Below are 25,002 nucleotides of genomic sequence, written 5' to 3' on the forward strand. Positions count from 1 at the left end.
CACTCAGTTCGCCTTCACCGCAGGTGCAACGCTGTGGACCGCACCCGGCTTCCGCAGATGGATCGTAGCGATGTCATCGCTATAGACCTTCTCCCAACCATCGACGCGATCGAGCAGCTTGGTCGCCGCGCTTTGGGTTCGCAGCAAGGTCGCCTCGATGTCGTAGTCCTTCAGCAGCCGGAACAGATTGTCAGGCTCGATCAGACCGCTGGCATTGTTGTGGTCGACCATCAGCTTCGTCCCGAACAATTCGGTACGGCCATCGATGAAGGTCGGCACGCCACGCGCGATCAGATAGCCGCCGAAGTCGTAATCGTTGAAGACGCGGCTGAGCTTGAGCTTCTGGAGTTCAGTCACCGCCTTTGCGGGCGCAGCCGCCTCGAGCGGCATGTAGCGCTGCACGGACGCCAATACGAATGTCCCGGCGATCAGACAGATCGCGATCCCCGCGAACAGCAGATGCCGCGACGGCGATACATGATTGGCCGCCGGCATCTGAGGTCCACCGATTTGTCGACCAAGCGGCGTCGCCAAGACCATCGGCGCCAGCAGCGCCAGCACTTCGGCGTTGCGCACGTGACTGAGCGCCATGAACACGAAGCCGATCACGAGCACGATGCGCATCGGCGGCAGCGTGATGCCGCGCCACAGCGCCAGCGCGAACGCTGCCAGCACGGTCAGTTCCAGAGGCCCGACATGATTGAAATTCGCAGGCCGCCATTCGCCGATCAGCGCCAGCGCTTCACCGAGATTGAGAATGCGACGCGACGCCAGCAGCGAGTCCCAGCCATAAGGCGTCACGCAACTTGCTGCCAACGCGGCAATGCCGAACAGCGCCCAGCGCAGCAGCAGCGCGCGCTGCATCGTCTTCGGTGCATGCCAGATCGCATCGATGCCGATCGGACCGATCAGCGCCAATCCGAGAATGAAGCCGCCGTGCAGATTGGCCCATAGCACCATCAGTGGCAGCAGCCAGAAGGATGGCACGCTCCTGCGATCCATCGCATTCACGAGACTTGCGACCCAGGCCACCATCACCGGCATCGCCAGCAGATGCGGCCGCGCAACAACATGCCCTGCCATCAGCGCCAGCGCCGTCGCGACGAAAATGATCGTCACCGTGGCCGGCAGGCGCTTATCGAGAAAGCGCGCCAACAGCGCCATTGTCACGGCCAGCGCAGCGACAGCAAGCACCACCACGCCGGTCCAGCCCGCGCCGGCATAGGCGACCGCGTAGAGGACCTGAGACAGCCACTGGGTCGAGATCCATGGCTGGCCGTACATCGTGAACGAGTAGATGTCGGTCGTCGGCACCGCATGGTGATCGAGAATCCACTGCCCGACTGCGATCTGCCAATACGCATCCGGATCTCTCAGGAGGGCGTTGCCCGCCGCGAGCCACAGCGTATAGACCGCAATCCCCACCCAGAGCGGGAGCAGCCCGTGCATCGTTTTGCGCGTTACGACGGGATGGGTGGCGGACATCGTCATGCGCGGCATGCCCCTGGAAAGTCGCAAGAAAAGCGCCGGAATACCGCAGCAAATCACGAGAGGGCATAATTTGGGGTAAATATCGGGCGGAACTCGCGAATCTGGCCTACAGAAAGACTCAATTCGAGCCCTCATCTCGGATAATTGAATCGGATGGTTTAGGCCGTCTGAAAGGCTGCCTCCGCTACAGGCGGAGAACGAAGTTTTCGAGACCATTCATGAAACGTATTTCTCTGTCCCTGGCGATGATTCTGGCTGTTGCCGCTCTTCCGCAACTGGCATCCGCGCAGCAGCGTGCCGACTACGACGCCATGGTTGCCACCCATGCCCAGGCCAATGGCGTGCCCGAGGCGCTGGTGCATCGTGTGATCGTGCGCGAAAGCAAGTATCACCCCAATCTGATCGGCCGCGGCGGCACTATCGGCCTGATGCAGATCAAGCTCGCGACCGCGCGCGGCGTTGGCTACACCGGCACCGCCGAAGGCCTCCGCGATCCCAACACCAATCTCACTTACGCGGTGAAATATCTCGCTGGCGCCTATCGCGCCGCGAACGGCAATCACAACCGCGCGGTGTCCTACTATGCCGGCGGCTACTACTACGCCGCCAAGCGCCAGCGCCGTGACGTTTCCGCGCCGCCGCATCAGCCACTCTTCGCCAAGGATGCCGAGCGCCTGCACCTGCAGAACACGGCCAATGCCAACGCCCAGGCTCCGAAGCCGTAATTGTGCGTGATCGGGTGGAATCCCAAGGGATTACACGTCAAGGGATTCCTAGGGCGCGTTGACACGCCCATCCATAGGTTTACATTAGAGTCGTTCCGAGGGGGGCTCCGACGAGGAGCTGAGATACCGCAAGCTTGCACTTTTCCTGTTCCGGAAGAGACGCGCGAGACCGCGGTGACCCTTTGAACCTGATCCGGGTCATGCCGGCGAAGGGACAGGGATGTTTCAGACTACGCAATCTCCGCGCGGGGACTCTCCCGTGGCGGGTCAATCGATATCAGTCATTGGCGCTGGCATTGCCGGCGCTTGGCAGGCGTTGATGCTGGCCAAGGCCGGCCACGCCGTGACGCTGCATGAGCGCAGCGATTCCAGCATGCGCGACGCCACCAGCCATTGGGCCGGCGGCATGCTGGCGCCGTGGTGCGAAGCCGAGGTCTCCGAGCCTGTGGTCTCCCGCCTCGGCCTGCGCGCGCTCGATCTGTGGCGCGAGGAACTCCCCGACACACCGTTCAATGGCTCGCTGGTCGTTGCACATGCGCGCGACCGCGCCGATTTCGAACGCTTCGCGAAAATGACCTCCGGCCATACGCGGCTGGATGCAGCAGGCGTCGCCGAGATCGAGCCCTCGCTCGAAGGCCGGTTTCGCGACGGGCTGTTCTATCCCGGCGAAGGCCATGTGGAGCCGCGCCGCGTGCTCCCGCAACTCCATGCGCGGATCACCGCCGCCGGCGGCATCATCAAATACAACAGCGAGCAGCAGCCGAAAGATCTCGACGGTCTGGTGATCGATTGCCGCGGGCTTGCGGCACGTGATGATGCCAGCACGCCGAAGCTGCGCGGCGTCAAGGGCGAAATCATCATCGTCGAGACAGATGAAGTACAGCTGTCGCGCCCGATCCGCCTGATGCATCCGCGATGGCCACTTTACGTGATCCCGCGCGCCGACAACCGCTTCATGCTCGGCGCGACCTCCATCGAAGGCGAGGACACCGGCGTTAGCGCGCGCTCTGCACTCGAACTGCTCGGCGCTGCCTATGCGGTGCATCCGGCCTTTGCCGAAGCGCGCATTCTCGAATTCGGTTCGGGCCTGCGCCCGGCTTTCCCTGATAACCTGCCGCGCATCGCGATCGACAAGAACACGATCGCGGTGAACGGCCTCTATCGCCACGGCTTTCTGCTGGCGCCTGCGCTGGCGGAGCTGACGCTCGCTTATGTGCAGCGTGGCGAGATCGACAATGAGGTGATGCAATGCAAGTGATCGTCAATGGCGAGCACCGCGAAATCGAGGCGTCGCATGTCGGTGCGTTGCTGCAGGAACTGGACTACGAAGGCACCCATTGCGCCATTGCGCTGAATTTCGACGTGGTGCCGCGCAGCGCGTGGGCGCAAACGCCGCTCAAAGCAGGCGACGAGATCGAGATCATCACGCCACGGCAGGGAGGGTGAGAACGTGCACCTCCTTGACGTGATCAATTCGCAAAGGCCGCTGTGCTCCCCTCCCCCTTGCGGGGAGGGGTCGGGGGCGGGGGTCCACAAAGGGACTCTTACCGCGACGCTCTCGCCTGGCTCTACCCCCCTCCCCAACCCTCCCCCGCAAGGGGGGAGGGAGCACGCAAACCATGGAGCGAGTTCATGGTGAATTTCTACGGCAAAGAGTTTAAGTCACGCCTGCTGATCGGATCGGCGCTCTATCCGTCACCCGCGATCATGCAGGACGCGATCCGCGCCTCCGGCGCCGGCATCGTCACCGTGTCGCTGCGGCGTGAATCCGCCGGCGGCAAGACCGGCGACGCGTTCTGGTCGCTGATTAGAGAACTCGACGTCACCGTGCTGCCCAACACTGCGGGCTGCCGCAGCGTGCGCGAGGCGGTGACCACCGCAAAGCTGGCGCGCGAATTGTTCGGCACGTCCTGGATCAAGCTCGAAGTGATCGCCGACAATGACACGCTGCAGCCCGATGTGGTCGGCCTTGTCGAAGCCGCCGATATCCTGATCAAGGACGGCTTCGAGGTGTTCCCCTATTGCACCGAGGACTTGAGCGTCGCGATGCGTCTGGTGGATGCCGGCTGCAAGGTGGTGATGCCATGGGCCGCGCCGATCGGCTCGGCACGCGGCATCATTAATGCCGACGCGCTGAAACTGATGCGCGACCGCCTGCCCGATATCACGCTGGTGGTTGATGCCGGCCTCGGCGCGCCGTCGCATGCCGCCGAAGCGCTCGAACTCGGCTATGACGCCGTGCTGCTCAACACCGCCGTCGCCAAGGCGGCCGATCCCGTCGCCATGGCCAATGCCTTCCGCCTCGCCGTCGAGGCCGGCCGCACCGGCTTCGAGGCGGGCCTGATGGGCGCGCGCGACTTCGCTTCTCCTTCCACTCCAGTCATCGGGACACCGTTCTGGCATGCCGTATCCTGACCGTTTCTATCCCGTCGTCGACACCGTAGCCTGGGTGAAACGCCTCACGCAGCTGGGCGTCGGCACCGTGCAGCTTCGCGCCAAGGATCTCGACGACACAGCGGCGACGACGCTGTTTCGCGAGGCGCTGACCGTGACCAACGGTACCAAGACCAAGCTGGTGGTCAACGACTACTGGCGCGTCGCCATCGACCTCAAGGCGCAGCATCTGCATCTCGGCCAGGAAGATCTGGCCGAGGCCGATGTTGCCGCGATCCGCAAGGCCGGCATCACGCTGGGCCTCTCAACCCATGACGAGGACGAACTTGAAACCGCATTAAGCGCGAAGCCGGATTACGTCGCGCTCGGGCCGATCTTCTTCACCACGCTGAAATCCATGCGCTTCGCGCCGCAGGGCATTCCGAAAATCTCTGTCTGGAAGAAGCGCATCGGCACGCTGCCGCTAGTGGCGATCGGCGGCATCAAGTTCGAACAAGCCGCAGAGATCTTTGCCGCTGGCGCGGATTCCATCGCCGTCGTCAGCGACGTCACCCAACACGCAGACCCGGACGCTCGCGTCCATCAATGGCTTGGCGCATCCGCCAAAGCCGCCTGACATTTCAAGAACGACAACGGAGGATTAGTCCATGAACATCCGCTCCAATCCCGACACCACCCTGCCCGCCGTCACCACCGGCAACCTGCCCTCGTCGCGCAAGATCTACGCGATCCCGGAGAGCGCGCCGGACCTGCGCGTGCCGCTGCGCGAGATCATTCTCTCGGAAGGCGCCGGCGAGCCGAACCTGCCGGTCTATGACACGTCGGGTCCCTATACCGATCCGGACGTGCTGATCGACGTCAATAACGGGTTGTCTCGCGCGCGTCTCGATTGGGTCAAGGAGCGCGGCGGCGTCGAGGAATATCAGGGCCGCAAGATCAAGCCGGAAGACAACGGCAATGTCGGCGCAGCGCATGCTGCGAAGTCGTTCAAGGCCTATCACAAGCCGCTGCGCGGCACCGGCGATCACATGATCACGCAATATGAGTTCGCCCGCGCCGGCATCATCACCAAGGAAATGATCTACGTCGCCGAGCGCGAAAACCTCGGCCGCAAGGTCCAGCTCGAGCGCGCCGAGGCCGCGCGCGCCGACGGCGAGAGCTTCGGCGCCGAAGTGCCGCTGTTCGTCACGCCGGAATTCGTGCGCTCGGAGATCGCCCGCGGCCGCGCCATCATCCCCTGCAACATCAACCACGCCGAACTCGAGCCGATGATCATCGGCCGCAACTTCCTCACCAAGATTAACGCCAATATCGGCAACTCCGCCGTGACGTCGTCGGTCGAGGAAGAAGTCGACAAGATGGTGTGGGCGATCCGCTGGGGTGCCGACACCGTGATGGACCTCTCGACGGGCCGCAACATCCACACCACCCGTGAATGGATCCTGCGCAATGCGCCGATCCCGATCGGCACCGTGCCGATCTATCAGGCACTGGAGAAGTGCGACGGCGATCCGGTCAAGCTGACCTGGGAGCTTTACAAGGACACCCTGATTGAGCAGTGCGAACAGGGCGTCGACTACTTCACCATTCATGCCGGCGTCCGGCTGGCCTACATCCATCTCACCGCCAACCGCGTCACCGGCATCGTCTCGCGCGGCGGCTCGATCATGGCCAAGTGGTGCCTGGCGCATCACCAGGAGAGCTTCCTCTACACCCACTTCGAGGAAATCTGCGACATCATGCGCAAGTATGACGTGTCGTTCTCGCTCGGCGACGGGTTGCGCCCCGGCTCGATCGCCGACGCCAATGACCGCGCACAATTCGCCGAACTGGAAACCCTCGGCGAACTCACCAAGGTGGCATGGGCGAAGGGCTGCCAGGTGATGATCGAAGGCCCCGGCCATGTGCCGCTGCACAAGATCAAGATCAACATGGACAAGCAGCTCAAGGAATGCGGCGAAGCGCCGTTCTACACCCTGGGGCCACTGACCACCGACATCGCGCCGGGCTACGACCACATCACCTCGGGCATCGGCGCCGCCATGATCGGCTGGTTCGGCTGTTCGATGCTGTGCTACGTGACGCCGAAGGAGCATCTCGGCCTGCCCAACCGCGACGACGTCAAGGTCGGCGTGATCACCTACAAGATCTCAGCGCATGCCTCGGATCTTGCCAAAGGCCATCCCGCCGCGCAGATGCGCGACGACGCGCTGTCACGCGCCCGTTTTGATTTCCGCTGGCAGGATCAGTTCAATCTCGGCTTGGACCCGGAAACCGCCGTCGCCTATCACGACGAGACGCTGCCGAAGGACGCCCACAAGGTCGCGCATTTCTGCTCGATGTGTGGACCGAAGTTCTGCTCGATGAAGATCACGCAGGACGTGCGCGACTACGCGGCAACCCTCGGCGACAACGAGAAGGCGGCACTGAACCTCGGCGGCACGGCGTCGATGGGCATGTCGATGAGTGGCGTGATCGAGGACGGCATGGCCAGCATGAGCCGGAAGTTCAAGGACATGGGCCAGCAGGTCTATGTGCAGGCGGAGGCGGTGAAGAAAAGTAATAAGGCGTTGTAAGACGCCTCCTTCCCCCGAGTTAGTGACCGAACAACAAACACCAAAGGCCGGGCGATTGCCCGGCTTTTCTGTTGTCGGAGAGATGAATTTTCACAAACACTGCCCGTGAAATTCCCCAGCGGGTAAATTGGTGGTCATTTACCTCGTCTGAACCGTTGCATAACTGTGCGCACAGCAGCCTCTATTGCAGGCCCACTGTGTTTCAATTCATCGGCAATTTCGATGGCGCGTTCCAACGAAATCACGGCCCCTTCTTGGCAATCGAATATAAAACCACCAGTTGCTCGGGCATAACCAGCCGCGGCGCTATAAGCGGAGGATGCGGCATCGGCATCTGCCCCCCAACGTATCGCGAGAGCATATTTACTTCGATGGCCAGACTGAACGTCAGGATAAGTACGGACGAAATCTTTCACATCCCAGTGATCGCATTCGAAGTGTGAAGGTTTGCGATCTAATAAAACAGGCAGCGCCCCTCGCAATTTAGCGAATGGCGTCCCGGTCGACAGCTTCATTGAAACTCCTGTGGCATCGATTGACCTTTGCCATTCCTGGATCGAAACGAGGCGGCGTTCGGAAAGAACATATATTTCCATCGACATTCTGTTATTCCTCCAAGCTTAGTTAGAGCAAAACGACACGATGCGGATCGCACACCGGGACATTGCACCACGCGACTTTCGAGAAATCCCTCGAACGACATTCAGCTCAAACACAGGCGTATTGGGCGATGACCGCGTCATTTCGCGAAGCTCATCTGCCCTGGCGGAAGACATCCTCGCATTGCCGGTTTTTACATCGTAGATCGCAATGACGTCGCCCTGAATATCGCGAAGGGTCAAATCGGTCCTGATCGTTCCGGCCATGCCATAAGTCGGGTCTACGGCGTCAAGACTGAAGCTTCGTTCGATATCTCCAACACCGGGAAAATCTTGTAGGCTCACCGCCGCACCGAACGCGGCATGAACAGCGATTCCGTACTGAGATGCGCTCATCGTTGGCAGATGCTCCAACGTCTCCATAACGCTAACCAGCGTATCGCTTAGAGCCTGCGAGGTTTCATCGATACTTGGAATTCCCGTAAGGAATCCATCAGAAGTCTCGACCGTGACGCCTCCCTCGCTAGTCCACCTACCAAGCTCATCCCGATCCTGATCATCCTTGTAGCCAGCTTTGATAGTCAAGCGGAGCAACCGCCTGAAAATCAGCTCCCTTTTGATATCGCTGAGTTCGTCCGCCATGAAGAACAGGCCACGCTTGAAATCTAACAGAGCATTCATTGCATCCTCCTCTCATTCGAGGCCATAATAAAGACTTTAAGCCTAGGTGTAAAGTCTTATCTAATGAGAATGGGTGTTACCTAGGTGAACGCCCCGGGGGCCTATCGATCGCCTGGACGGTCGAGGGCTCCCCTGCTCGGCCGCGCGCCTATAACCAGCTGATCGAAGCCTATAACCGCGGTGCCAATATCTAGCGCGCCCTGTGCGCTTATCGACATGCCGGGTTCCAAGGCGCCAAGGGCCGACAAAGCGACTTTCTTTGTTGCAAAATCCCGGCGGTACACCCAATGGTACCCATGGATTAACCTTTCATTAACCAATCGCGCCCAACCTGCCGCAACGCGACGGCTGGGGGCTGTTCGTTCTCGATGTTGTTGCTTCGCGCAACGAAGCAGGCGTTGATCGGGAGATACCCATGATCCAGGAATCCCTTTACGAGTCCCTTCGCCGCCCGCGTGACGATTCGCCGGCTGAAATGGACATGTTTGCGCCCTCGTCAGATCCCAGCGAGGTCGTGACGATGCTGATCGGCGCGACTGTCCATGAGGTCGAACGCGAACTGATGCTGCAGACGCTGGCGCGCTGCGACGGCAATCGCACCCATGCCGCCCGCGTGCTCGGCGTCTCCGTTCGCACCATGCGTAACAAGATCAAACAGTATTCAGCGGATGGGGCCGACGTGCCGGCGCACGGCTAGCTGATGGCGCTATTGCTGGAGCGCGTCGGTATCCAGCACCCATGTGGAGCCCTGCAGCCGGCCTTCGGTCTGCATCTCGACATCGACCAGATGCGCCTTCGGCTCAAAGCCGCGAATTCTGACAGTGAGCGGCCTAGTGAACTGCCATGCCTCACGCGCCTGCAGCAGGCCCTCCTGATACGACGCCAGAGCTTTTGAATCGCCGGCTTTCTTCAGTGCCTGCCATCGCGCCAGCTTCGCGCGATCCCCGAACCAGATCGAATCCGGTTTCACTTGCATGGACGCCCCTAGGCGTATCTCGCCGGCATGCGTTGCGCTCGTGAGGGCCAACAAGGTCAGCAGCGCCAGATATGATTTCATATGTCGTCGCCCGTTGCCCTGATGAGAGCGTAAGTCGCCGCGGATCCCATTCGGGTTCGACAGGGCCCGGCAATTCGCGGGCGCACCTTGCCTAGACCTGCTACGCTGGCCCGTCACACATGAGCGCGAGGCCTGATCATGCCCATCCAGCACTTCCCGCCCCCTCCCGGAATCAAGGCGCCGCCGCTGTCTTATGCGGCGCGGGTCGGCGATCTCCTGTTCGTCTCCGGCATCCCCGGCTTCGACGCCAATGGCCAATTGCCGGAACACTTCGAGGCGCAGTTCGGATTTGTGGTGCGCACGATCAAACGAGTGCTGAAGGATGCAGGCACCGACATCTCGCACCTCGTCAAGGTCAATGTGCTGCTGACGCGCGCGTCCGACGTGGCTGCGATGAATACTCTGTATGCCGAAGCCTTCGGACCACCGCCCTATCCGGCGCGCACCACTTGCGTGGTTCAGGCGCTGCCCAATCCGGCGATGCTAATCGAGATCGAATGTGTGGCTTCGCTACTGGATGCGTGATCGATAACCCGCAGGCTACGCGACACGTCCAGCGGCGCATTGAACGCGATACTGCACGTTCTGACGACGCTCACCGGCCGGCCATCGCATCCTTCACCGTCTCGCTCACGAAATCGGCGGCGCGGCGGAACGCTGTGTCCGTATCGCCGCGGAAGGTGACGGCGCGACGCATCACCAGCTGCTCGCGCTCGACATCGAACAACTGTACCTCGCCCCATTGCACCAGCGTACTCATCTTGCGGATGCCGCCATAGACCAGATAACGCGCGCCGTCGCGGCGCGCCGCCGCGACGAGATCGTCGGGCGCCATGCTGATGGCAGTGCAGGCGGGCTGCGGACAGGCCGGGCGCACCACGCGGTAGTCGCGCTGCGCCAGCCCGTCGCGCAGCAGTGCAGCGAAGATGGTCATGCGGTCGCGATGCTGCGCGGATTGGTCGGCCTCCTCGCCCGAAGTGTCGCTATAGTCGAAATCGGCCACCGCGACGGCGAGCTGTCCGGCAGCCGCGGCCGGCGCAGGTGCTCCCAGCAGCGCCACAGCGCCGCACAGCAACCACAGAACCTGCCCTCTCCGCATGTTCTCCTCCCTGATCTTTTGTTCGCCGCCACGCCAACCTGGCGCGGGTGCCGGCAGGTCAAGCGACAGCCGATGCTAGTCCGCATGTGGTGAAGCGCAACCGGCAATGTCTGTGGTGGCATGGCAGCAGCGGCGAATTGAAGCCGTCATCCATCCCCTGTTAAAAGCGGCCGGACAGAATCAATACGGAGTGTGAGGCGTGGCAAAAGAAACGATCAGCCAGACCGGATTACGCGGCCCCCGCGGCGAACCGGGGCTTCCCGGACCGCAGGGCCATCCCGGACGGCCGGGGCCGGACGGCGCGCAGGGCAAGCCGGGCCTGGCCGGCAAAGCCGGCGCCAATGGCAAGCCGGGGCCGCAGGGCAAGCGCGGCGAAGCAGGCCCCCAGGGTAAGGCTGGCGTCAATGGTAAGGCTGGCGTCAACGGCAAGCCCGGTCCGATCGGACCACAGGGCAAGGCCGGGCCGCAGGGACCACGGGGTGAACAGGGCCTTCAGGGCAAACCCGGTGTGCAGGGTGAAGCCGGGCCGCGCGGCGAGCAGGGTCCTCCCGGCGCGCTGCCGAGCCTCGAGCAGATCATGCCGTGGCTGCACATGGTGTTCGACGCCTGGGAAGACCACCGCCAGATGCGCCTGCGCGAAGCGCAGGAGCGCGAAGAGGCCTTGCTGCGCGAGCAGCAGGAAGCCGTCGAACGCGTCGCCGCGATGATCGAGGCCGAAGCCGCCATCGCGGATGAGTCTGACGAAACCGACGACGGCAAGAAAAAGAAGAAGCGCAAGAAGAACAAGGACGACTAGCACTGCTGCGTCGTTCGATACGGACGCGTGACAACAGATCAGGCGACGCGCCGCAATGCCGGCCCGTCGCCTTTACTTTTTACATGGTCCGCTGCGGTGCGGTCTGCAGCAGCTCCTGAAGCTGTTGCTTATAGAATTTCGCACCGCCTGTCGTGAGATGACCACGGGTCTCGGTGCTCGCCGGGATCAGCAGCATCTTCGCATGTTTGATCCGCTTCAGCGCGGCATCCATCAACCCGGTCTCCGGCGGATTGCGCTCGTCATCGGCAGCGTTGATCGCGAGCACGACGGATGTGATCTTCTCCAGACCTGCTGATGGATTGTAGTCGCGCGACGATTCCCACTGATAGATGAAATCATTTGCATCGGCGACAAACGGCGCCTTGAGCCGGTCATCGACATTCTTGTCGGCGGCCTCGCCGGTCGGCGCCAGCATCTGATAGGCCAGCGTGCCGCCGGCTGTTGCGATGCCATACATCACGCTAGCAAATTTGATCATGCCAGGCTGCGATGTGTAGTTGCCGCCCTTGTAATCCGGATCGGCACGCACGGTCTCGATCATCATGCGCCGCATCATCCAGTTTCGTGCGCTCATTTCCGTAGGCTGCGACGCCATCGGCACCAAGGTATCCATCATATCAGGATATTTCGTGCCCCAGATCCACGCATGCATGCCGCCCATGGAATTTCCGATTACCATCCGCACATGCTTGATGCCGAGCCCTTCGATCAGCAGCCGATGTTGGGCATCGACCATATCGTCGTAATTGTACTTCGGAAATGCGGTCTTCATCCCGTCAGAGGGTTTCGACGATTTGCCGTGGCCGAGCGCATCGGGAATGATGATGTAGTATTTTGTGGCATCGAGCGGCTGGCCCGCGCCGAATAATTCGCCCGCAAAAGCAGGCGTCAACATGCTCTGCGCCGAACCGCCGGTGCCATGCAGCACCAGCACCGGCTGGCCGCTCGGCTCACCCACCGTGGTGTAATGCAGCTTCAACTCCGGCATCACATGGCCGGTATGAAACTTGAAATCCTTCGCGATCCAGTCGCCCTGTTTCGGCGCCGGATAATCAGCGGCGAACGCGGTCACCGCAGCAAGCGAAGCACATGTCACGACAGCAGCAGCGCACAACGCGCGCATAGAACGGCTGGGCATGGTCATCCTCCCCGGTGCAGCCATTTGATCGGGCCGCTTGACACAGATGCTAGCATGGTACCGTGGGCCAGCAGACCAACAGATCGATACTGCAGCGCAGCGATCCCCAGCTCGTCGCGCCGGGTATAATCTTTGGGCAGGCGTCGCCGCCATAGCTCAGGCTTAATCATCGCAAGAATCCGAGTCGTCCCGTGCGGCACCCGGAGTCCGCGCGTGATACAACACCGATGTGAGGTTCGCATGCGGGGATTGATTCAAGTGGTGCTGCTTGCAGTGTTCACCGTGATGACCGCGTCAGCACACGCCATCGATCGCGGCCAGTTCAGCGATGTGCCCGACGATATCCGGAACTGGTTCAAAAGCGTCATCAGCCCTAATGGCGTGCCGTGTTGCGATATCTCCGACGGCCATCGCACCGAATATGACGTCCGCAAAGGCGCCTATTGGGTGCCGATCGAAGGCATATGGACGGAGGTGCCGACGCGTGCCGTGATCCGCGATCGCGGCAATCCCGTCGGCGAAGCCGTCGTCTGGTATGTGCGCCATCGCGGCGAGATCATCATTAGCTGTTTCGTTCCGGCTGACGCCGCATGATGACGATCACGAAACGGTGCCAGGGTGCGGCCTTGCAATCCACAGGCAATCGGGCCCAATTTGAGGCTAATTCTGCGCGCGGCGCGTTAGGTCACTCTGGCCCCGCCGTCACCTCGCCGCGGGCACTACAGGATAAAGAGAGACTGATATGACGGAAGTGACCTATGTGATCGTCGAGCATGATGGCGGTTGGGCCTATAAGGTTGGCGCCGTCTTCTCCGAGCCGTATGCGACGCACGCACTCGCCACCGCAGCCGCCAAGCGCGCCGCGGCCGAGCAGAGGGTGCCGGGTCGCACCGAGGTGATTGCCTATGAGGACGAAAAAGGGCAGTGGCACGAGGAAACTGCCTCGGGCAGTGATCGTCCCAACACCCACATCATCGACAAGGCCTGATCGCGAAGACAGGTGAATGATCCAACTGACGTCAACGCGTCCAATGGCGCCGGCCATTGCCGTATCTCGCCATGCCGGAGAAGTTGTTGCTCGTCACGCCCGCCTGGGTGCCTTTCGCGCGCGAACTCATCATCGCCAGCGGCGTCATTGAAATCGCGGCATCGCTTGCACTCGTGACACGCATACGGTTGCGTTGGTGGGCCGGCGTCATCAATTGGCCCGGGCCACACAAAGACGCCACAGGCTCATAGCGAACGGGCCAAATCGGCAAGCAACATTCGTTAGGGAGTCACATGGTGACTCCGGCGTCGGTTGCGGTGCTGTCTGCGCGACTTTTCCGCAAGGCGCCACTATGCTAGTTTTGCGTTATCAAATCATATCGGGGGAGCAGACGTGACCGACGTCGCAGCAGACGAACTCCGCACCATTTATCCAACGCCGCATCCGCGCGTGATCGCCAAGGCGCGACCGACGCTCGATATGCACTCCAGCAAGTTCATCTCGCTGTCGCCGTTCTGCGTGCTTGCTTCGTCGGGTCCCGACGGCACCGTCGACGCCTCACCGCGCGGTGGCGGCGTTGGCTTCGTTCGGATTGCCTCGCCAACCGAGCTGCAGATGCCGGATCGTCCCGGCAATAATCGCATCGATACGTTCCAGAATCTGATGGCTGGCAGCGGCCATGTGCAGCTGATCTTCTTCGTTCCGGGCATCGACGACACCTTGCGTGTCAGTGGCGTAGCCAGGCTGATTAAAGACCCGGAACTGATGGCGTCGATGGAAGAGTTCGGCAAGCTCCCGCGCGCGGTATTGAGCATCACCGTGACCGAAGCCTATTTCCATTGCGGCAAGGCCCTGATGCGCTCGAAGCTGTGGTCGCCGGAGGTGCAGGTGAAGCGCTCGGTGATGCCGAGCATCTCCGAAATGGTTCACGACCAGACGAAACTCGGTGAACCGATGACTCAGGAACAGATCGACGTCGCCTATCGCCAGCAGTTGTAGCTCGTCGCCCTCGTCCGGATCCAAAAAGGAGCTCCGGCAGCCGCGGCCATCCACGCACAACCTCTATTTGAAATTATCACTTAAGGTTGTATAATCACGACGCTTGGGGAGAGCGTTGTGCGTGGCGTTGCGTTGATCCAGTTGATGACGGTCGCGGGCCTCATCCTAGGCGGCTGCGTGCGTGATCCATTCGTAACGGAGCGGGACGAAACATATGCTGGCGAATGGTTGATCCCGCACCAGATCGACCGCATCACCGGCGCTGAATTGCCCAGCGCCTATGTCTTCGCCGAAGCCTCTAACAGCAATGTGGACTTCCCGCGCGTCTCGTCATTGCTGCTGACATGCATCGATGGCGCGCCGCTGATCCGCTTCGCCTTCGATTTCAAGATCGGCAGCAACCGCAACACGGTGCTCGGCTATCGCTTCGATGGAAAACCTGGTCACGACGACGTCGGCTCGCGGGTGGTGCGGGGAAACCAGATCATCGTCATCGAAGACAGGGCAGAGATCGCGACATTCGTCAGCGAGCTTGCCGGTGCGAAGACGTTGTACGTCCGGATCAGGTCGATCAACGGGGGCCGAACGGCCGTAGAATATCCGCTGGATGGATCGACTGCGGCGATCCGCGCGGCATTCGCGAAATGCGATATGCCGAAACCGCCCCTGCCGGAACAGGGGCGGACGACATTGTCCGGCGTCTATTGAGACGCCGCAAAGATCCAGGCTTAGAACTCGCTCTCAAGGCCACCCATGTGCTTCTGGGTGTAGAGATCGATGCCGATCCGCTCGATCAGATCGAGCTGCGTTTCGAGGAAGTCGATGTGACCTTCCTCGTCCTTCATCAGCTTCTCGAACAGATCACGCGAGACGTAATCCTTGACGCCGTGGCAATAGGTGGCGGCTTCTTCATACAGCGTGCGGGCACCGATTTCGGCAGCGAGATCGCATTCGATGATTTCCTTGACCGTCTGGCCGATGCGCAACGGATCGAGAACCTGCATGTTCGGGAAGCCGTCCAGGAAGAGAATGCGATCGGTAAAACGATCTGCGTGATTCATCTCTTCGATGGATTCCTTGCGCCACATCTTGGCCATGTCGACCAAGCCCCAGTGATTCAGGAGCCGGAAGTGCAGCCAATACTGGCTGATCGCGGTGAGCTCGCTGCGCAGGCCCTTGTTGAGGAATTCGATGACCTTCGGATCGCCCTTCATGATGTTCTCCTGTCTGCTGAACCCGTCCGAAACAGGGCCCTCGTCTGAATTTAGAATGTTTCTAAATCAGATTCACCGACAGGACAACCCTTCTTTGCTCAATTCGGCAAGGAGCGTGGAAAAGCTGGAAAGCTGTTGAATTTATAAGTGCTTAGGCTGCCGCTTCGATCGAGGCAATATCTGCCAGTTCGATATGCGCATGAGTCTCGGTGTGAGACTGCCCGTGGGCCGCTGTATGCGGGCAGCCGGCACAGCAGGACTTGGCACAAGCGCCCAGCGCTTCGTCCATGATCTTCTTGATTGTCCGTACACACCGTCCGCACTGGGCGCTGCAACCGAGGCATCCATAGACCTGCCCCGGCGTACGCGGCGGACGCGCTCCGGCAACGGCACTACGGACATCATGGTCGGAAAAGACGTTGCAGGAACAAACGATCATGAGATGAAGGCGAACTCGCAGGTCAGGACCCCTCTTGGATATGTAAGAGGCCGCCCCGATGCAAAAGGAAAACGCCGACTTTGAAGCTATTCCAAACTACTGATCGCATGAGAGAAATTGGAACGAATCTAAAATTCGTCTGAACATCGCAAGCGCCGTGATCAGATGACGGCTAGCCGACAGAATGCCCCTATCCAGCAACCGCGTGCGCCGTGGCATGCCCTTAGGGAGGGTCGCGGACCTCTGTCCGGAATGGCTTTAAGATCAAGATGTAACCTGGATGCGCGGTCCCGTTCATTGATCATTCAAGTGAAGTATGAAACTTTTCGCGTCAGGCAGCGCTATGTGTGAGCGAAGCCCGATTGAGAAAGGGAATGCCATGAAGAAAACTCTGATGGCCATTGCCGCCGTTGCCACCCTGGCCGTTTCCGCCATGGCTCCGACATCGGCAAGCGCGCAGCATTGGCGTGGACATGGCGGCGGTGGCGCGGTGGCTGCAGGTCTGATTGGCGGCGCCCTGCTTGGCGGTGCGATCGCTGCCGGTTCGGGATACTATGGTCCCGGTTACGGCTATTACGGCCGTCCTGCCTATGTGGCCGGTCCGGGCTATTACGGCGACTGTTTCTGGCAACGTCAGCGCTTCTGGGACGGCTATGGCTGGCGCATTCGCCGCGTCCGCGTGTGCGGCTGAGATCGCGGGATCATGTGATCTCTGAGATCACTCCTGTCACGCATCGGAAACCTACGACATTTCCAGTGCGTGATGCTTGCAATGGCCCGAAAAAACCGCTTTTTCGGATCATTGACTGGCTAACGTTTACATCGAATTGACGGTTGGGCGCTTCTAAGTGAGATCGTCAGTTCGAATCGCAGCGTGAGTAGACCTTTAACCGTGCGTCGCTTGCGGCGCCCTTCTGGAGAGACTTGAGATGAAGAAGACGATTTCCGCCTTGCTCGCCGCCGCGACGGTTGCCGGTTCGCTGGTTGCTGTTGCGCCTGCCGCAAAGGCTGACGGTGGCCGCATCGCCGCTGGCGTTGCCGGTGGCCTGATCGGTGGCGCTCTCCTCGGTGGCGCCATTGCAGCCAGCCGTCCGGCTCCGGCCTATGGCTACGGCTACGCCCCCGCTCCGGTGTATGTCGAACCGGAATGCCGTGTCGTCCGCCAGCGCGTCTGGGACGAATATCGCGGCGTCTGGCGTTCGCGTCCGGTCGAAGTTTGCGATTGATCTGATCTGACGACTGCGCATTCGCGCGCACGATCCAAATTCAAAACCCGGCCGTTTACGCGGCCGGGTTTTTCGTTGGGCGATTGAAGGTGCGACTATCTTGCGTTCATCGCACGCAACACCGTCTCGCTGGGCCAACAATCGACCTTGAGGCCCGCTGACTTCTGATAGGCACCGAGCGCGGCGCGCGTCTTCATGCCGGCCTTGCCATCCATCTTGTCGGCATAGAGACCAAGCCTCGTCAGGTGCCGCTGCATGGCCTCGACATCGGTGCTGCGCAACTGGTTCGATGCCGACCACGGCGTAGCAAAGGGCTGCGCATTAGCCATTCGATCACTGAGATGGCCGACGAACAACACATAGAGATCGGAAAAATTGTATTCCTTGATGACGAAATAGTTCTTCGTCGTCAGAAAGGCCGGGCCATAGATGCCCTCGGGCTGCAGCAGCGATGCCGGCTGCGCCTGTTCCGCCGCGCTGAGCTTCTCGCCACGGACCGGAATGAAGCCTGCACGAATCCACTCCCCAATCGGCCGGGTGACTTCTGGCACACCCATCGTACAGTCGGCATTGGCCGGCGCACGCACTTCATAGGCCCAGCGCAGACCGCGCTGCCAACCCTTGTTCGTGAGTTGCTGCGCCGCTGATGCCAGCGCATCCGGCACCGACTTCCAGATATCGACACGGCCGTCGCCGTCGAAATCGACGCCGTGCTTATCCAGTTCCGACGGCAGGAATTGCGTGAGCCCCGTCGCGCCGCCCCAGGACACGCGCAGATCCTTGCGCGATACGTCGCCGCGCTCGATCAGCTTCAATGCTGCGATGAACTCGCCGCGATACTGGTCCTTGCGGCGACCGACATAGGCTTGCGTCGCCAGCACGCGAATGCCGTCATAGGGCAACGCATACCGACCGTAATCGGTCTCGCGCCCCCAGATCGCCCGGATGATTGTCGCCGGCACGCCGAAGCGCTGCTCGATGGCAGCCAGTGTCGCGCGGTGCTTCTGCAACAGCCGCTGCCCCTCACCCGCCAGCCGGATGACGCTGGCCTCCTTCACATAATCCGCCGGCACCTGCACGAATTCCGCCTGCGACGGCGCGCCAGTCGTAGGACGGCCGGGCAGAATGAGATCCGGAAGCTTGTAGTCCGGCTCGAGCCCGCGCGTGACCTCATCGAAGGTCTTGCGCGAGACGCCAGCCTGCTGGGCTTCCGGCCAGAGCGAAGCAACGAAGGTGGTGAAGCCGGCGTCGGCGGCGCGGGCAACCGAGGCACTGCCCGACAGAACTAGCGCCAGCAGTGCATATTTCAGAATACGGATCATCGCCCTCAATGATGCTTGCCATGGCCATCGGCCAGTTCGTGGGCGCCCTGCCGCCGCGCTTCTTCCGTGGCGAGGTTCGACAACCGATCGACATAGGCGATGCCGACTGCCGAAAGTATGAACACCGTATGGATGATGGTCTGCCACATCACGCCGGTCTCTGTGTAGTTGCCGGCGCGGGACGAGCCCAGCGCGCCAGCCTCGATGAAGGTACGCAGCAGATGGATCGAGGAGATGCCGATGATCGCCATAGCAAGCTTGATTTTGAGCACGCTTGCGTTGACGTGGCTCAGCCATTCCGGCTCGTCCGGATGGCCCTGCAGGTTGAGCCGCGACACGAAGGTCTCGTAGCCGCCAACGATCACCATCACCAGCAGGTTGGAAATCATCACCACGTCGATCAAGCCGAGCACCGCCAGCATGATCTGCTGTTCGGTGGAATCGAAAGCGCCGTGGAACAGATGCCACAGCTCCTTAAGGAACAGCACCACGTAAACGCCCTGCGCCACGATCAGGCCGACATATAGCGGCAGTTGCAGCCAGCGCGATCCGAAAATCAGCATCGGGATCGGGCGCAACGGGAAGCCCTTCGGCGGCAGGGGCGTTTCAGGCGTCATGGACATGTCGGGGCTCGCTTGAGGGACGAATCGCGGCGCGATTGAAGTGCCGATTATATAACGCGGGTTGTGGACGCCATGATGTCGGCGTGCGCGGCGACTCGCCGCATCAGCTATTTGACAGCGACAATGAAGATCCGCGGAAATTTCAGCAAAACCTTGCCATCCGCCTGCGGCAAATAGCTGGCGGCGATGCGCGCGGTATACTCAGCGATGTAAGCCTTGCGCTCCGGCGGCTCCAGCGGATCGACGAACGGACGCAGCCCGGTGCCCTTCACCCATTCCACGATCGCGGCGGCATCGGCCAACGCATGATTGTAGACGGTGTGCCAGATCTCGACGCGGGAACACAGCGGCTGCAGCGCATCGTAATAGGCCCCGGGTTTCGGCAATGAGTCACGCAGCTCCGCAGCCTTCGAGAGCTGCGCGCGCCACGGCTCGAGATAGGCGACCTCGCGCATCAGGATGTGCGAGGGCTCGTCGAGATTGTCCGGCATTTGCACGGCCAGCACGCCGCCGTCAGGCAAGGCACCGACCAGACGCTTCAGCTGCTTGATGTGATCCGGCACCCACTGAAACACGGCATTGGCAAACAAGACATCGGAGCCGGCCGGCGCTACCCAATGGGCGATGTTGGCTTCGATGAACGTCTGCGCGGGCAGACGTTCCCGCGCCTGCCGCAGCATATCGGCCGACGTATCGACACCGATGACCGACGCTTGCGGCCAGCGATTGACCAGAAGCTCCGTCGAGTTGCCGGGCCCGCAGCCGATGTCGACGACCTTGCGGGCATCGAGAAGCGGAATCTGCGCGAGCAGATCCCGTGCCGGCCTGGTTCGCTCGTCCTCGAACTTCAGATACTGCTGCGCGCTCCAGTCGGCCATTTGAGAGTTCTCCTCAGCGCGTCAGTTTCTTGTATTTCACGCGATGCGGGATGATTGAATCCTGCCCGAGACGACGCATCTTGTCCTTCTCGTAGTCCTGGAAGTTGCCTTCAAACCATTCGACATGGCTGTCGCCTTCGAAAGCGAGCATATGGGTCGCGATACGGTCGAGGAACCAGCGGTCATGGCTGATGATCACGGCGCAACCGGCGAAGTCTTCCAGCGCCTCTTCCAGCGCACGTAGCGTGTCGACGTCGAGGTCGTTGGTCGGTTCGTCGAGCAGCAGGACGTTGGCGCCGGACTTCAGCATCTTGGCGAGATGCACGCGGTTGCGTTCACCGCCCGACAATGCGCCGACCTTCTTCTGCTGATCGCCGCCCTTGAAGTTGAACGACGAGCAGTAGCCGCGCGAATTGACCTCCTTCTTGCCGAGCAGGATCAGTTCGTTATTGCCCGAGATTTCCTCCCACACGGTCTTCTTGCCGTCGAGCGCATCGCGCGACTGATCGACATAACCGAGATGAACGGTCTCGCCGACGGTGATCGTGCCGCTATCGGGCTTCTCCTGGCCGGTGATCATCTTGAACAGCGTGGTCTTGCCGGCGCCGTTGGCGCCGATGACGCCGACGATACCGCCGGGCGGCAGCTTGAAGGTCAGATCGTCGATCAGCACGCGATCACCATAGGCCTTGGTGAGGCCTTCGAAGTCGACGACGTTGTCGCCGAGGCGCTCGGCCACCGGAATGGTGATCTGCGCACCCTGGGTCTGCTTCTCGCTGGCCTTCTTGAGCAGCTCGTCATAGCGCTGGTAGCGCGCCTTCGACTTGGCCTGACGGGCCTTGGGCGACGAGGCGATCCACTCCTGCTCGCGTTCCAGCGTCTTCTGATGGGCTGCGTCCTCGCGGCCTTCCTGTGCCAGACGCTTCTGCTTCTGCACCAGCCAGGACGAGTAGTTGCCCTCGTAGGGAATGCCGCGGCCGCGATCGAGTTCGAGAATCCACGACGTCACATTGTCGAGGAAGTAGCGGTCATGGGTCACGATCAGGATCGCACCGGGATAGTTGCGTAGATGGCCTTCGAGCCACGACACGGATTCGGCGTCGAGATGGTTGGTCGGTTCGTCGAGCAGCAGCAGTTCGGGTGCATCGAGCAGTAGCTTGCAGAGCGCGACGCGGCGGCGTTCACCACCGGAGAGCTTGGTGACGTCGGCATCGTCAGGCGGACAACGCAGCGCATCCATCGCCTGGTCGACCTTGCTGTCGAGATCCCAGAGGCCTTGCGCCTCGATCTCGTCCTGCAGCTTGGTCATCTCGTCAGCGGTCTCTTCCGAGTAGTTCATCGCCAGCTCGTTGTAGCGATCGAGAACAGCCTTCTGCTTGGCGACGCCAAGCATGACGTTCTCGCGGACGTTCAAAGACGCATCGAGCTGAGGTTCCTGTTCGAGATAGCCGACGCGCGCGCCCTGCGCGACCCAGGCCTCGCCGGTGTATTCCTTGTCGAGGCCAGCCATGATCTTGAGCAGCGTCGACTTACCGGCGCCGTTGACACCGAGCACGCCGATCTTGGCGTCCGGGTAGAACGACAAATGGACGTTATCCAGCACCTTGCGGGTCGGATAGGCCTTGGTCAGACCCTGCATGAAGTAGACGAATTGGCGAGCCATCGTGATCCTTGAAAACCGTCGCGGGCGTGAAAAATGGGTTGTCGCTGATGTAGCGGCGTGGCCCCGAAAGGGCAACCGGGGGTCTTAAGGATTTGGTAACTCTGCACTTCTTCGAGGCAGCCATTATGACAATTAAAACCGCTTTTTAACGACTTCCGCCAAGAGTGCTCCCAGGGCGATCAATCATGCCCCTCGCGACTGAAGTCGCGGGCAGACAGGCGGAGCCTCGTCATGGCGATCACTACATCAGTCCCCTCTCCAGCCGCCGCCGAAACCCGCGCGGCGCGCCCAGGCCTACTCCACGAAATCCGGACGTTCTGGCAGCTGTTCTTCGTCGCCGCCTTCGATCCTTACCGGCCCGAGCAGCATTACATGCGCGGCCCGGGCCCCGCCTGTCGCGCCAAGGACCCGTCCGCGCCGGTCCCGCCCTCACATTAAGCTGATCGCACTGCCGCCGACGATGCAGACGCTTGCGCACGCCCGCGAGGCGCGCAATGTGTCCATCCCCTGACGGCTTCAACACCGTCATCACCACACCGGATGGACGATCCTATGACGCGGCTGCGCTGTGCAATTCTCGACGACTATCAGAACGTGGCCCTGACGCTTGGTGACTGGAGCGCACTCGCCGACCGCATTGAGATCACCGTCTTCGACAAGCCGTTCGCCTCAGCGGACGAAGCGGCTGCAGCGCTGAAGGATTTCGAAATCATCTGCGCCATGCGCGAGCGGACGCCGTTTCCCCGCGCGATGTTCGAGGCGCTGCCGAAACTCAAGCTGCTGATTACCTCGGGCATGCGCAATGCCGCGATCGATTTCGAGGCTGCGAAGGCTCGGGGCATAACCGTCTGCGGTACCGCGATGGTGGGCAATCCGACGGCCGGCCTGACCATCGGCCTAATGCTGGAACTGACCCGCAAGATCGGCTTTGAAAACGCACGCATGAAGGCCGGCAAGCCCTGGCAGGTGACGATCGGCGAGGACATCGAAGGCAAGACACTCGGGATCATCGGCCTCGGCAAGCTCGGCAGTCAGGTCGCCGGCATCGGCCGCGCGTTGGGCATGAAGACCATTGCCTGGAGCACCAATCTGACGCCCGAGGCCTGCGAAAAAGCCGGCGTGACCTACGCGACCAAGGAAGAACTGTTCGCCCAGGCCGACATCATTACGATCCACCTCGTGCTGAGTGATCGCTCACGCGGATTGGTGTCACGGGTGGATCTCGCGCGGATGAAACCGACAGCCTATCTCATCAACACAGCACGCGGCCCGATCGTGGATGAAGTCGCGCTGCTCGAGACCTTGCAGGCCGGGAAAATTGCCGGTGCAGGTATCGACACCTATTCCCATGAACCGCTGCCGCTCGACAGCCCGCTGCGCAAGCTCGACAATGTCGTGATCACGCCGCATCTCGGTTATGTCACCACGGAAAACTACAAGCGGATCTATGCGGAGATGATCGAGGGCATCGGCGGCTGGTTGAACAGCGCCCCCGTCCGCAAGCTCAACTGACGCAAGCGTTCAAAGCGCAAAAGAAAACGGGCGCTGTGTGATCACACAGCGCCCGTTTTCTTGAAATCAGCTGAAGGAAATCAGCGAATGCTGACCGGGGCCGGTAGCGGCTGAACCGATGTCGGCTGGGTACCGGGCAGCGGCGCCGGCGCGGCGCTGGCGCTCGGACCGGGCACGGGCTGCGCGGAGGCGGTCGTTGCCGGAGCCTTGCCTGGCATCACCACCACGCGGGTGCCGACCTTGACGCGCTCGAACAGATCCGAGACGTCGTCGTTGAGCATGCCGAAGCAGCCCGACGACACGGACTTGCCGATAGTCGACGGCTGGTTGGTGCCGTGGATACGATACACGGTGGAGCCGAGATACATCGCGCGGGCACCGAGCGGATTACCTTCGCCACCCGCCATAAAGCGCGGCAGATAGGGCTGGCGCTCGATCATCTCGGTCGGCGGATGCCAATCCGGCCACTCTGCCTTGCGAGTGATCTTCTGCACACCGTTCCAGGTGAAGCCGTCGCGGCCGACACGGACGCCATAGCGCATCGCGCGGTTGTTGCCGAGCACATAGTACAAATAGAAGTTCGGCGTATCGACGACGATGGTGCCCGCGGGCTCCTTCGTGACGAAATTGACTTCCTGCCGGCGGAACTGCGGCGGCAGCTGCGCAGGACCGGTTTCCGGCTGATCTTCCGGAGGCAATGAAGCCACCATCACGGAGCTGCCATTGGCGCCCAGACCCTGTCCCTGCACCGAGCCGGTCACAGGGGCACCCTGCCCGCCCATGCCTTCAGGCGGACGCACTGCGCCATCGCCGTTGCCACGGCTCGAATAGACCACCGCTGGCGGCGCCATCGGGCGGCCGTAACGCGGGTCGTCGGGCGACATCACCGGGCCCTGCGGCATGGCGCGATCGGAATAAACCGGGGCAGCACCAGCAGGGCGACCGTAGCGCGGATCATCCGGAGACATCACCGGGCTCTGGGGCGCAATTCCGGGCGCGGATAGCCCCGTCATCGGCCGGCCACCGCGAGAGGGCGGCGCGTCATCTTCGTCGAGCGCATCAAAGTCCGGCATGGCGTCCAGCGCGCGATCGGCGCGCGAATTGGCCGGATAACCGCCCGGGGGGTAGTTGGGGTCGGCCGGGATCGAATAGCCGCTTGGCGTGCCCACAGGATAGCCCTGCGCCACCGCGAGCGAATGACCCGCGACGCTACCGAGAGCCACGGTCGCCAATGTCGTCAAAACACGCTTGATCATCATTGCCCTTGTATAAGCTCAAGCAAAAACCGGAACATGCCGTCAGATCGCGCAGGATAGCGGCGCATTCAAGACAATTCCGGAAAAAAGCTTCCCATTTCGGTCATATTCGCGAGATCACACGCCGGCGTGGCTATCTTGCCTCACCTCCGCTGAAATCACTGCTCAGGAATGCGTCCTCAGTTGTGCATCCCACTTTTTAACAAACGGTTCCTGAGGCCGTGCGTTATCCTCAAATGGTCCTGATTCGCGACGCTTTGGCGGCAGCCGATTCTGCGGAACGGGCCGCTTCCAGTGTTGTCACC

30 protein-coding genes and 1 riboswitch are annotated in these 25,002 nt (G+C 61.4%); of the genes, 17 read left to right on the plus strand and 13 right to left on the minus strand.

The features are described from left to right. Window positions 1–3: 3 nt before the first annotated feature. Window positions 4–1,491: a hypothetical protein gene (locus CHC01_RS26550; RefSeq protein ID WP_089267576.1), complete on the minus strand. Its 1,488-nt coding sequence runs from the start codon at window positions 1,489–1,491 to the stop codon at window positions 4–6. Window positions 1,492–1,709: 218 nt separating this feature from the next. On the opposite strand from CHC01_RS26550, the gene CHC01_RS26555 reads away from it, so the two are divergent. The 6 genes from CHC01_RS26555 to thiC all read left to right on the plus strand — a co-directional run bounded on the left by CHC01_RS26555 (window position 1,710) and on the right by thiC (window position 7,186). Beyond that, window positions 1,710–2,216, plus strand: coding sequence for a lytic transglycosylase domain-containing protein (locus CHC01_RS26555; RefSeq protein ID WP_089267368.1), 507 nt, complete (start codon window positions 1,710–1,712; stop codon window positions 2,214–2,216). Between the two features lie 88 nt (window positions 2,217–2,304). Next, a riboswitch (TPP riboswitch) is annotated at window positions 2,305–2,449 on the plus strand. After that, a complete protein-coding gene (locus CHC01_RS26560; RefSeq protein ID WP_089267369.1) occupies window positions 2,437–3,474 on the plus strand; it encodes an FAD-dependent oxidoreductase in 1,038 nt (345 codons plus the stop codon). (Overlaps the previous riboswitch by 13 nt.) Further along, complete coding sequence (gene thiS, locus CHC01_RS26565) at window positions 3,465–3,662, plus strand: sulfur carrier protein ThiS (RefSeq protein ID WP_068732274.1); 198 nt, start codon at window positions 3,465–3,467, stop codon at window positions 3,660–3,662. Before CHC01_RS26560 ends, thiS begins: the two co-directional genes overlap by 10 nt. Window positions 3,663–3,848: 186 nt before the next feature. Then, window positions 3,849–4,631 (plus strand): thiazole synthase, encoded by a 783-nt coding sequence (locus tag CHC01_RS26570; protein WP_089267370.1) that lies wholly within the window; start codon window positions 3,849–3,851, stop codon window positions 4,629–4,631. Continuing rightward, entirely contained in the window at window positions 4,618–5,226 is a 609-nt protein-coding gene (locus CHC01_RS26575) for a thiamine phosphate synthase (RefSeq protein ID WP_089267371.1), read from the plus strand. Before CHC01_RS26570 ends, CHC01_RS26575 begins: the two co-directional genes overlap by 14 nt. A gap of 31 nt (window positions 5,227–5,257) precedes the next feature. Then, a complete protein-coding gene (gene thiC, locus CHC01_RS26580) occupies window positions 5,258–7,186 on the plus strand; it encodes a phosphomethylpyrimidine synthase ThiC (RefSeq protein WP_089267372.1) in 1,929 nt (642 codons plus the stop codon). Window positions 7,187–7,320: 134 nt separating this feature from the next. Here the strand turns inward: thiC and CHC01_RS26585 are convergent, their stop codons facing one another. Together CHC01_RS26585 and CHC01_RS26590 are read right to left on the minus strand one after the other, a co-directional pair. After that, window positions 7,321–7,788: a hypothetical protein gene (locus tag CHC01_RS26585; protein ID WP_089267373.1), complete on the minus strand. Its 468-nt coding sequence runs from the start codon at window positions 7,786–7,788 to the stop codon at window positions 7,321–7,323. 18 nt (window positions 7,789–7,806) lie between these two features. Further along, window positions 7,807–8,466 carry a hypothetical protein gene (locus CHC01_RS26590; protein ID WP_089267374.1) on the minus strand — a complete coding sequence of 220 codons (660 nt, stop codon included), beginning with the start codon at window positions 8,464–8,466 and terminating at the stop codon, window positions 7,807–7,809. Between the two features lie 475 nt (window positions 8,467–8,941). On the opposite strand from CHC01_RS26590, the gene CHC01_RS26595 reads away from it, so the two are divergent. Next, window positions 8,942–9,163: a helix-turn-helix domain-containing protein gene (locus CHC01_RS26595; protein ID WP_089267375.1), complete on the plus strand. Its 222-nt coding sequence runs from the start codon at window positions 8,942–8,944 to the stop codon at window positions 9,161–9,163. Between the two features lie 9 nt (window positions 9,164–9,172). Here CHC01_RS26595 and CHC01_RS26600 read toward each other — a convergent pair whose 3' ends face one another. Continuing rightward, a complete protein-coding gene (locus CHC01_RS26600; RefSeq protein WP_141137172.1) occupies window positions 9,173–9,442 on the minus strand; it encodes a hypothetical protein in 270 nt (89 codons plus the stop codon). A gap of 219 nt (window positions 9,443–9,661) precedes the next feature. Here CHC01_RS26600 and CHC01_RS26605 point away from each other — a divergent pair, with 219 nt between their 5' ends. Further along, on the plus strand, window positions 9,662–10,048 hold the full coding sequence (locus CHC01_RS26605) for a RidA family protein (protein ID WP_089267377.1): 387 nt from the start codon (window positions 9,662–9,664) through the stop codon (window positions 10,046–10,048). 70 nt (window positions 10,049–10,118) lie between these two features. Here the strand turns inward: CHC01_RS26605 and CHC01_RS26610 are convergent, their stop codons facing one another. Then, on the minus strand, window positions 10,119–10,622 hold the full coding sequence (locus tag CHC01_RS26610; protein ID WP_089267378.1) for a DUF2380 domain-containing protein: 504 nt from the start codon (window positions 10,620–10,622) through the stop codon (window positions 10,119–10,121). A 199-nt stretch (window positions 10,623–10,821) separates the two neighbouring features. Here CHC01_RS26610 and CHC01_RS26615 point away from each other — a divergent pair, with 199 nt between their 5' ends. Then, a complete protein-coding gene (locus CHC01_RS26615) occupies window positions 10,822–11,418 on the plus strand; it encodes a collagen-like domain-containing protein (protein ID WP_089267379.1) in 597 nt (198 codons plus the stop codon). A 79-nt stretch (window positions 11,419–11,497) separates the two neighbouring features. On the opposite strand, the gene CHC01_RS26620 is transcribed toward CHC01_RS26615, so the two are convergent. Then, the gene (locus tag CHC01_RS26620; protein WP_089267380.1) at window positions 11,498–12,562 is read right to left on the minus strand and encodes an alpha/beta fold hydrolase; all 1,065 of its coding nucleotides are present in this window, start codon (window positions 12,560–12,562) and stop codon (window positions 11,498–11,500) included. A 255-nt stretch (window positions 12,563–12,817) separates the two neighbouring features. Between CHC01_RS26620 and CHC01_RS26625 the strand changes: the two genes are divergently transcribed. The 4 genes from CHC01_RS26625 (at window position 12,818) to CHC01_RS26645 (ending at window position 15,272) form a co-directional block, all read left to right on the plus strand. After that, window positions 12,818–13,171 carry a hypothetical protein gene (locus CHC01_RS26625; RefSeq protein ID WP_089267381.1) on the plus strand — a complete coding sequence of 118 codons (354 nt, stop codon included), beginning with the start codon at window positions 12,818–12,820 and terminating at the stop codon, window positions 13,169–13,171. A 148-nt stretch (window positions 13,172–13,319) separates the two neighbouring features. After that, on the plus strand, window positions 13,320–13,565 hold the full coding sequence (locus tag CHC01_RS26630) for a DUF2188 domain-containing protein (protein ID WP_068732250.1): 246 nt from the start codon (window positions 13,320–13,322) through the stop codon (window positions 13,563–13,565). 393 nt (window positions 13,566–13,958) lie between these two features. Next, complete coding sequence (locus CHC01_RS26640) at window positions 13,959–14,564, plus strand: MSMEG_1061 family FMN-dependent PPOX-type flavoprotein (protein ID WP_068732246.1); 606 nt, start codon at window positions 13,959–13,961, stop codon at window positions 14,562–14,564. A 117-nt stretch (window positions 14,565–14,681) separates the two neighbouring features. Then, on the plus strand, window positions 14,682–15,272 hold the full coding sequence (locus CHC01_RS26645) for a hypothetical protein (protein ID WP_244558532.1): 591 nt from the start codon (window positions 14,682–14,684) through the stop codon (window positions 15,270–15,272). Between the two features lie 20 nt (window positions 15,273–15,292). Here CHC01_RS26645 and bfr read toward each other — a convergent pair whose 3' ends face one another. After that, window positions 15,293–15,778: a bacterioferritin gene (bfr, locus tag CHC01_RS26650; RefSeq protein WP_068732242.1), complete on the minus strand. Its 486-nt coding sequence runs from the start codon at window positions 15,776–15,778 to the stop codon at window positions 15,293–15,295. A gap of 151 nt (window positions 15,779–15,929) precedes the next feature. Then, the gene (locus CHC01_RS26655) at window positions 15,930–16,217 is read right to left on the minus strand and encodes a (2Fe-2S)-binding protein (RefSeq protein ID WP_068732239.1); all 288 of its coding nucleotides are present in this window, start codon (window positions 16,215–16,217) and stop codon (window positions 15,930–15,932) included. A 379-nt stretch (window positions 16,218–16,596) separates the two neighbouring features. Here CHC01_RS26655 and CHC01_RS26660 point away from each other — a divergent pair, with 379 nt between their 5' ends. Both CHC01_RS26660 and CHC01_RS26665 read left to right on the plus strand, forming a co-directional pair. Then, on the plus strand, window positions 16,597–16,908 hold the full coding sequence (locus CHC01_RS26660; RefSeq protein ID WP_068732237.1) for a hypothetical protein: 312 nt from the start codon (window positions 16,597–16,599) through the stop codon (window positions 16,906–16,908). Between the two features lie 238 nt (window positions 16,909–17,146). Next, entirely contained in the window at window positions 17,147–17,443 is a 297-nt protein-coding gene (locus tag CHC01_RS26665) for a hypothetical protein (RefSeq protein WP_068732235.1), read from the plus strand. 95 nt (window positions 17,444–17,538) lie between these two features. On the opposite strand, the gene CHC01_RS26670 is transcribed toward CHC01_RS26665, so the two are convergent. From CHC01_RS26670 to ettA, 4 genes are all read right to left on the minus strand, one after another. Continuing rightward, on the minus strand, window positions 17,539–18,765 hold the full coding sequence (locus tag CHC01_RS26670; RefSeq protein ID WP_089267383.1) for a lytic murein transglycosylase: 1,227 nt from the start codon (window positions 18,763–18,765) through the stop codon (window positions 17,539–17,541). 5 nt (window positions 18,766–18,770) lie between these two features. Beyond that, entirely contained in the window at window positions 18,771–19,388 is a 618-nt protein-coding gene (locus CHC01_RS26675) for a TIGR00645 family protein (RefSeq protein WP_089267384.1), read from the minus strand. 107 nt (window positions 19,389–19,495) lie between these two features. Next, a complete protein-coding gene (tam, locus tag CHC01_RS26680) occupies window positions 19,496–20,266 on the minus strand; it encodes a trans-aconitate 2-methyltransferase (RefSeq protein WP_089267385.1) in 771 nt (256 codons plus the stop codon). A gap of 13 nt (window positions 20,267–20,279) precedes the next feature. Beyond that, window positions 20,280–21,929 carry an energy-dependent translational throttle protein EttA gene (gene ettA / locus CHC01_RS26685; protein WP_089267386.1) on the minus strand — a complete coding sequence of 550 codons (1,650 nt, stop codon included), beginning with the start codon at window positions 21,927–21,929 and terminating at the stop codon, window positions 20,280–20,282. Between the two features lie 231 nt (window positions 21,930–22,160). Here ettA and CHC01_RS33190 point away from each other — a divergent pair, with 231 nt between their 5' ends. Together CHC01_RS33190 and CHC01_RS26695 are read left to right on the plus strand one after the other, a co-directional pair. Continuing rightward, the gene (locus tag CHC01_RS33190; protein ID WP_089267387.1) at window positions 22,161–22,367 is read left to right on the plus strand and encodes a hypothetical protein; all 207 of its coding nucleotides are present in this window, start codon (window positions 22,161–22,163) and stop codon (window positions 22,365–22,367) included. A 114-nt stretch (window positions 22,368–22,481) separates the two neighbouring features. Continuing rightward, window positions 22,482–23,441 carry a D-2-hydroxyacid dehydrogenase family protein gene (locus tag CHC01_RS26695; RefSeq protein WP_089267388.1) on the plus strand — a complete coding sequence of 320 codons (960 nt, stop codon included), beginning with the start codon at window positions 22,482–22,484 and terminating at the stop codon, window positions 23,439–23,441. Between the two features lie 80 nt (window positions 23,442–23,521). On the opposite strand, the gene CHC01_RS26700 is transcribed toward CHC01_RS26695, so the two are convergent. Further along, window positions 23,522–24,700 (minus strand): L,D-transpeptidase family protein, encoded by a 1,179-nt coding sequence (locus CHC01_RS26700; protein WP_089267389.1) that lies wholly within the window; start codon window positions 24,698–24,700, stop codon window positions 23,522–23,524. Window positions 24,701–25,002 lie beyond the last annotated feature (302 nt).

This window comes from Tardiphaga sp. OK246 (assembly GCF_900188215.1).
Classification (GTDB): Bacteria; Pseudomonadota; Alphaproteobacteria; order Rhizobiales; family Xanthobacteraceae; genus Tardiphaga; species Tardiphaga robiniae.